The following is a 6018-nucleotide window of genomic DNA, read 5'->3' on the forward strand; positions in this document are numbered from 1 at the left end:
TGTCCGCGATGATGCGCTGCTCATGAACGAGCTGTTTCAAGCGGCTGTTGAGGCGACAGAGGAGGCGATTTGGAACTCATTGACGATGGCGGAAACGACGACTGGGCGGAACGGGCGCGTTGGAGAGGCGATTCCGTATTCGCTGCTTCAGCGGATGAAATGGGCGGGGGAATAGAAGGGTAACCGTTGGATGAAACGATGACAGGTGATGAAGGGAAGGTGTCCCACTTTTTGCGGATACCTTCTTTCATGTTCAATGCCGCCAGAGCGCTTCGTGTCAATATAGCGCTCCCGCCGAGCGAGGCGCCCATCTCAGTTGGATGCCGCCAAGTCGCTTAGTGCCGACTATGAAGGCGATGCGTCCACGCGGCGAGTTTTTCTTTCATCCCTTCGCGCCATGTGTTGGTTGCAGGGCGGTGGGCATAGCCGACCAAGGCGCCGGTGGCGATCAACAAGAGACCGGACAAGGCGAAAATTGAAGTGATGGAAAACAGGCCGGCGATGGCGCCCGCGGCCGTCGGGCCGGTCAAGTTGCCGAGGAAGCGGCTGCTGGCGGTGACGCCGAACACCCGCCCTTGAATGCGTCGCGGGCTTTGCGCGTTGATGAGCGCCTGAAGGGCAGGCCATACGCCGCCGACGACCAGCCCTTGTAAGAAGCGCCATACGTACAAGGCGTAAATGTGGTCTGTCCAGACTTGCGGCAAGGCGAACAAGCCGGAGAGAACAAGCAAAATCGGCAATGTTTTCTCTTGCCCGATCCGGTCGCCGAGCTTCCCTAAATACGGCGCGCCGATGATCGTGGCGATGCCAGTGATCGATGAGGCTAGGCCGGATAAAAAGGCGAGATTGCTAGTGTGGCCGACCAACGATTGGACAAAAATCGTCATCATCGAGTTGACGCCGAGAACGGCGATTTGCACGAGAAACGTAGCGACAAACAAGATGATGAGCGGCCGGTGTTCGAACACGTCTTTGAAGCTCGCCTTGTTTTCTTTCATTTGCGGCACGACTGGGTCTTTTTCGAGCCAAAAGATGACGGGCAAGAGGGTAAGCAAAATGCAAAGCCCAGTCACTAAAAACACCGGGCGGAAGCCGAACAAGTCGGACAAAGCGCCGCCGATGAGCGGCCCGATAATGTTTCCGGCGATGCTGCCGGTTTGCAGCGTTCCGAGCGCCTCACCGCTATGGTCTTTCGGAACGACGCGGGCCAAATAGGAAAACGAGACGGTGATGAAGCCGGAGAAAAAGCCGACAAGAAACCGAAGCACAAGCAGCGCCGTGGGCGAAGTGGCCAACGCCATGCAGGCGGTGATCAAACCCATGCCGATTCCGGCGCGAATCAAATTGGCGCGTTGACCATATCGATCCGCAAACATTCCCCAGATCGGCGCCATGATGGCTGCCGATAAGAAGGTGGCGGAAAAGACAAGCCCGGTCCACATGCTTAAGGCATGATGCTCAGTGACACCCATTTGCCATAAGAAAAGCGACAAAAAGGGAATGACCATCGTCATTCCGGCCGACACCATAAAATTGCACAGCCATAAAATGCGGACGCTTCGTTTCCAGTCCATGCGGGGTCATCTCCTGAATTATTTCGTTTCTCTAATCATTTTACTACAATGGAAAAGAAGAGGAAATGATTTTGCTTACGCGTGACAGGGGAGCGAGCAAACCAATCCCCCTTGCCGGGCAGGCAAGGGGGTCATCTATGTCAAAGGGGGGAGGGGGGATTACGCGTTCGTCGCTTGGGCTTCTTTCCATTTTGCCAGCTCACGTTCCACTTCTTCCTCAAACGGCACAGGGGACAACGCAGCGTTCGTTCCGAAGCGGGCGGCGGCCGCTTCGGCTTCTAAGGCGATGACGCGCTCTTCCATGCGGGCGAAGCCGCGCAGCGCTTCATCAGCGGAAAACGAAGCGAGCGCCGTGTCGATTTGCTTGAGCGCCTGGGCGGCGTTGACGCGAGCGGTGAGCTCAAGCTGCTTGGCGGCGAGCTCGTCATATCGTTCGCGCAGCTCCTGAAGACGGCGGGCCACCTCAGCGGTTTTCGCTTTGATCGCGTTGTATTGTTGCTTATAGGCTTCCCGCTTTTTCTCGTGCAGCAGCTTGTCGCGCAGCGCCAGCTTGGCGACCGCTTCTTCGTTGCGTTCGAGCGCCAGTTTCGCTTGGCGGTTCCGCTTTTCCACCGTCGCTTCCGCTTGGGCGATCAGCGTCTCATAGCGCCGCTCAGCGACCCATTGCCGGGCGAGCGCTTGGCGCCCTCGTTCGAGCTGCTGCTCGAGTTCACGCAAATATTGTTTTGTCATGGCGATCGGGTCTTCCCATTGATCGATTTGTTCGTTCACTTCAGCGAGAACGATCGTCTTGATCCGACGAAAAATGCCCATTCGTCTGCGCCTCCTTTTGTATCGTTTTTTCCCATTGGTCCAGCCAATCGACAGAAACGGACGGCGGTGCTGGAGCCCATGCTTCAGCGGCTGCCGGTTTTCGTCCTTGACGTCGTCCGAACGTGTAGACGGCCACGAGTGCCAGTGCAATCAGCACCCATTTCGGCAACAAGGCTGCGACCCCTAAGGTGACCAGCGCCCAACCGATCCAGCGCTTTGACCGCTTCATCGCGAGCCATACTGCGCCAACGCCGATAAGCAGCAAGGGGATGACCCACAGGAACAAGCCCGGAAGCATCCAGCCTGCGCGCGGCCCCATGACTAATACCTGACGGTGGTGCCAAACGCCGCCATGCATGCCGTCAAACGGAACACCGGGGCGTCCGTGCGCCATCGCTTCATGCGGCGTGAGCCCATGAAGCAAGCTGACCCCAACGAGCGCCACAAGCGCGAGCCAAACGACTGCTCGAGTTTTCTTCAATCCTCTCACCTCCTTTTCCGTGGTGGACTGGCTTACGGTTTGTATTGTAGAAGGGGAAGGAGAAAATTAGGTGAAAAGCGAATGTTTTTTGAAGGAATTTTGCGCATATCATCCATTAGGGGGATCCGCGCAAGATGGACGGTGATTTTCGCATGACATTGTGGGGGAGGAAGGAAAGACGTGGTTCGGTCGTATGGACTTGATGTGGGCGGCGCTTTGTTGGTGTTGTTGTTTTCCTTTTTGTTTCCAACGTTTAATGTCGGATATTATGCGTACGGCTCGTTTCTCGCATTTGCCATCGGCTCGTTGATCGTCGGCTTGGCGAGAATTCGATGGCATCCGCAGGCGCGGTTCGGCGGTACTCTGATCGGTTCGCTCCTCATCATCGCGATCTCTGTCCTCATCATCCGCCTGTTTCCGATCGAAATCCGCGATGCCGGCGACTTGGTCATGCCCTATGTCAATGCCGTTATGAATGCGTTGATTTATTTTCTGATGATGAACGCCCTCCACTTGTGGTATCGCCTAGCAGCGGGCAACGTTTCGTTTTGGAAAAAACGGTGAAGCGGCTCATGTGGCCGTCGTAAACAAAAGGCGCCCCAGTCTGCCTAGAGCGCCTTTTCCTTCAAAAGTCCGAGCGCCGTGTTCTAACGCCTAATAAAGTGAATACACGAACCCTAAGTTGATCGGTTTTCGATAATAAATATCTGACCCGGATGAGTAGCCGTATGTGAACCCTGCCTCTTTAAGAGCTGAAATGGAAAATGATCCTGTTATACTATAGCTAGTCTTCACTTCAATTGTCGCACTTCCTGATGTTTGCACTTTTGTGGTAGGAAAGGATCCAGTCATAGAAACGGTGTTTGCTACGTCACGAGTCAAATACCAACTTCCCCCATTCGCTTCAGACCACCAGGTGTTCAATACTTTATTAATTTGGCGAAACGAATTGTATGAATAGATGTAAAGTTGGGTGCTCAATCTAGACACGGCCGGACCGTCATTTCGTTCGGGGTAGACAGTCGAAATCGAATATGTTCCAGCGGCACTGGCAACCGATGCATCATTCATTCCAACTGTTTTTGTTGCAACTTGTTCTAGGGGCTGTACGATTTCTCCGTATGTTTCTAAAATCTTTCCCGATTTTTTATCAACTAGGTGAAGTTTAGTGGAATTCTGATCTTCCGTTCGAACCAAATTTACTTGTGATTTATCATAATGAATGTCCACAAATACGTTTTTGAGCTTCACTTTGTTCTCAATAAGCTGCTCAGCCCCTGCACTGGAAGGTGGGAAAAAAAGGCTGTAGCCAATAAGAAAACGGCTGATAGGAAGCAAAAAGAAAATCTTTTCATGATCAATACCTCCCGAAAAATTTAATATTTTAAGATTATTAGGTTCATCACCAAAAGATGTACTTGATTTTTATGTTACGATGTGATAGAGGTCTCTAGACGGACACGCCAAGTAAAACGCTGGATATATTTCGATATCCATATCCTCGCCTTTTGATCAATTTTATTTTGTTATTGATTCCTTCCATTGGACCATTTGAGTAAGAAAAAACGATGCAAGAAAGCACGGCATCTCTTCAGGTGATGAGTGCCTTGGCAATACGGCGTACGGCGGCACAGTCGCTAAAAAGGTACCGGTCAAACCATTGGGTCAAACGAGTTTCGGCTTGCTTTCTTGTTTGGCTTTTGGATACGTAACGGAAATGTTGAAGGGCTTGATAGACATCACGTAAATAAGCACTTTCTTGGCACCATTGTCGAACTTCCTGTCTCTCTTCTTCTGTTCATTTTTCTGGACGTTGGCTGAATAATCGGCACACGCGGCGAACGCTTCCATGTTTGGTTCCGCCTTTGGCAAGGGATTTACGACAACGTTCCAGCGAATCGGTGAATCATTGAATCACATGGAAGTGGTCAAGAATGTGAACGGCTTTTGGACATACCTTTTCAATGGCTTTTCTCATGGCAGGAGCCAAGTCGCTGACCACATACTTCACTTTGGCGGCAACGGGTTGAAGCGCCTCCACAATGGCTGCTCCATTTTTTCCAGAAGCAACGGAAAGGACATTCCGAGTCTGTGTGTCCATCACGGCTACTCCGTCATCATGTCCCTTTCGGAAAGCGAATTCATCCACACATACGACGGTAGGATTCGATGTTGGTAAAAGAGCCGGGGCATATTGATAAAACCAGCGTTCTACGGTCGTGTAGGCGAGTGGTAACAAGCGAGCGACTTCTTGAATCGTTTTTCCGATGCATAACTGGGCAACCCAATGTTGAAACAATTCCGTCGCGATACTGTGAGACGGAAGTCCCGGATAAGAAACGGTGAACGTCAGAAAACAGGCTTGGCAACGCCGTCTTTCGATGGGAAGTTCAATCCAAAATAAACCGACCGTATTGGTATAGCCATGAATCCATTGTTTCCGTTTCGATGACATTTTGATGGTTCGTCCGAAGCAAGTCGGGCAGATCGGACAATGAGGAGGGAGGGAAAGTTCAAAAATCCATCGTCCTTCCTCTTTTCGTTCTCCTTGAATAAGAAAGCCTGGTAAAGTGATCAAATCTTTGATAAACTGAGATTGCATGCGAAATTTCCTCCATGGTTGATGGTTTGGTTACCTTTACCATACAGGAAATTTCGCATTTTTTGTACCCTTGATCAGAAAACAACTTGATTGTCAAGTACATTTTGTGGTGAAGAGCCAATCATACAATGATCTTCGATAAAAAAACAGGAAAATACGGGATTGTTCCTTCAAAGTATGAAATGGAATTGAAAAGTTTGCTCAAGGAGTAGGCAATGTTTCAAGGAGATTTTTGAACGTCAACTCACGTTTTGCTCCGTAACCAAGCAAACACCTAGAAAAAAACCCGCCTCATTTTCGCTCGGAAGGTGGGAAAGGTGAGAAAGAACATGAAAAAACCGTTCTTCCTCATTGTCTCTTGCATCAAATCAAAATCATGAAAGAATGATCCCAATGGGATCGATAGTAAAAAAACAAGCTTGGAGCTGACCCAAAACGGGAATGCGTTTTGGGATCAGCCCCCACTTTTTTGCCCCAAATATAGAAGAATCGCCCTTTTTTCTGGTAGAATAGAGTCACCGAAACCACTACCACCGAAAGAAGGGCGA

At 50.7% G+C, this 6018-nt stretch carries 7 protein-coding genes and 1 pseudogene; 2 read left to right on the top strand and 6 right to left on the bottom strand.

The window, feature by feature from the left end:
* The coding region (locus ETC05_RS17050) for a P1 family peptidase (RefSeq protein WP_171661524.1) at positions 1-175 on the top strand (175 nt) is incomplete at its 5' end.
* Between the two features lie 160 nt (positions 176-335).
* Here the strand turns inward: ETC05_RS17050 and ETC05_RS17055 are convergent.
* The 3 genes from ETC05_RS17055 to ETC05_RS17065 form a co-directional block, all read right to left on the bottom strand.
* Positions 336-1574, bottom strand: a complete 1239-nt coding sequence (locus tag ETC05_RS17055) for an MFS transporter (protein ID WP_171661525.1) — start codon at positions 1572-1574, stop codon at positions 336-338.
* 159 nt (positions 1575-1733) lie between these two features.
* Positions 1734-2387 carry a PspA/IM30 family protein gene (locus ETC05_RS17060; protein ID WP_171661526.1) on the bottom strand — a complete coding sequence of 218 codons (654 nt, stop codon included), beginning with the start codon at positions 2385-2387 and terminating at the stop codon, positions 1734-1736.
* On the bottom strand, positions 2347-2868 hold the full coding sequence (locus ETC05_RS17065; protein WP_171661527.1) for a hypothetical protein: 522 nt from the start codon (positions 2866-2868) through the stop codon (positions 2347-2349). Before ETC05_RS17065 ends, ETC05_RS17060 begins: the two co-directional genes overlap by 41 nt.
* Positions 2869-3048: 180 nt before the next feature.
* Between ETC05_RS17065 and ETC05_RS17070 the strand changes: the two genes are divergently transcribed.
* Positions 3049-3432, top strand: a complete 384-nt coding sequence (locus ETC05_RS17070) for a hypothetical protein (RefSeq protein WP_368668051.1) — start codon at positions 3049-3051, stop codon at positions 3430-3432.
* A 90-nt stretch (positions 3433-3522) separates the two neighbouring features.
* On the opposite strand, the gene ETC05_RS17075 is transcribed toward ETC05_RS17070, so the two are convergent.
* From ETC05_RS17075 to ETC05_RS17730, 3 genes and pseudogenes are all read right to left on the bottom strand, one after another.
* Complete coding sequence (locus tag ETC05_RS17075) at positions 3523-4206, bottom strand: hypothetical protein (protein WP_253264049.1); 684 nt, start codon at positions 4204-4206, stop codon at positions 3523-3525.
* 92 nt (positions 4207-4298) lie between these two features.
* Positions 4299-5470: pseudogene (locus ETC05_RS17080) on the bottom strand (ISL3 family transposase).
* Positions 5471-5833: 363 nt separating this feature from the next.
* Positions 5834-6018 (bottom strand): hypothetical protein (locus ETC05_RS17730; protein WP_216366546.1); only part of this gene is annotated, 185 nt, incomplete at its 5' end.

Source organism: Geobacillus sp. BMUD, from assembly GCF_013096845.1.
Lineage (GTDB): Bacteria > Bacillota > Bacilli > Bacillales > Anoxybacillaceae > Geobacillus > Geobacillus vulcani.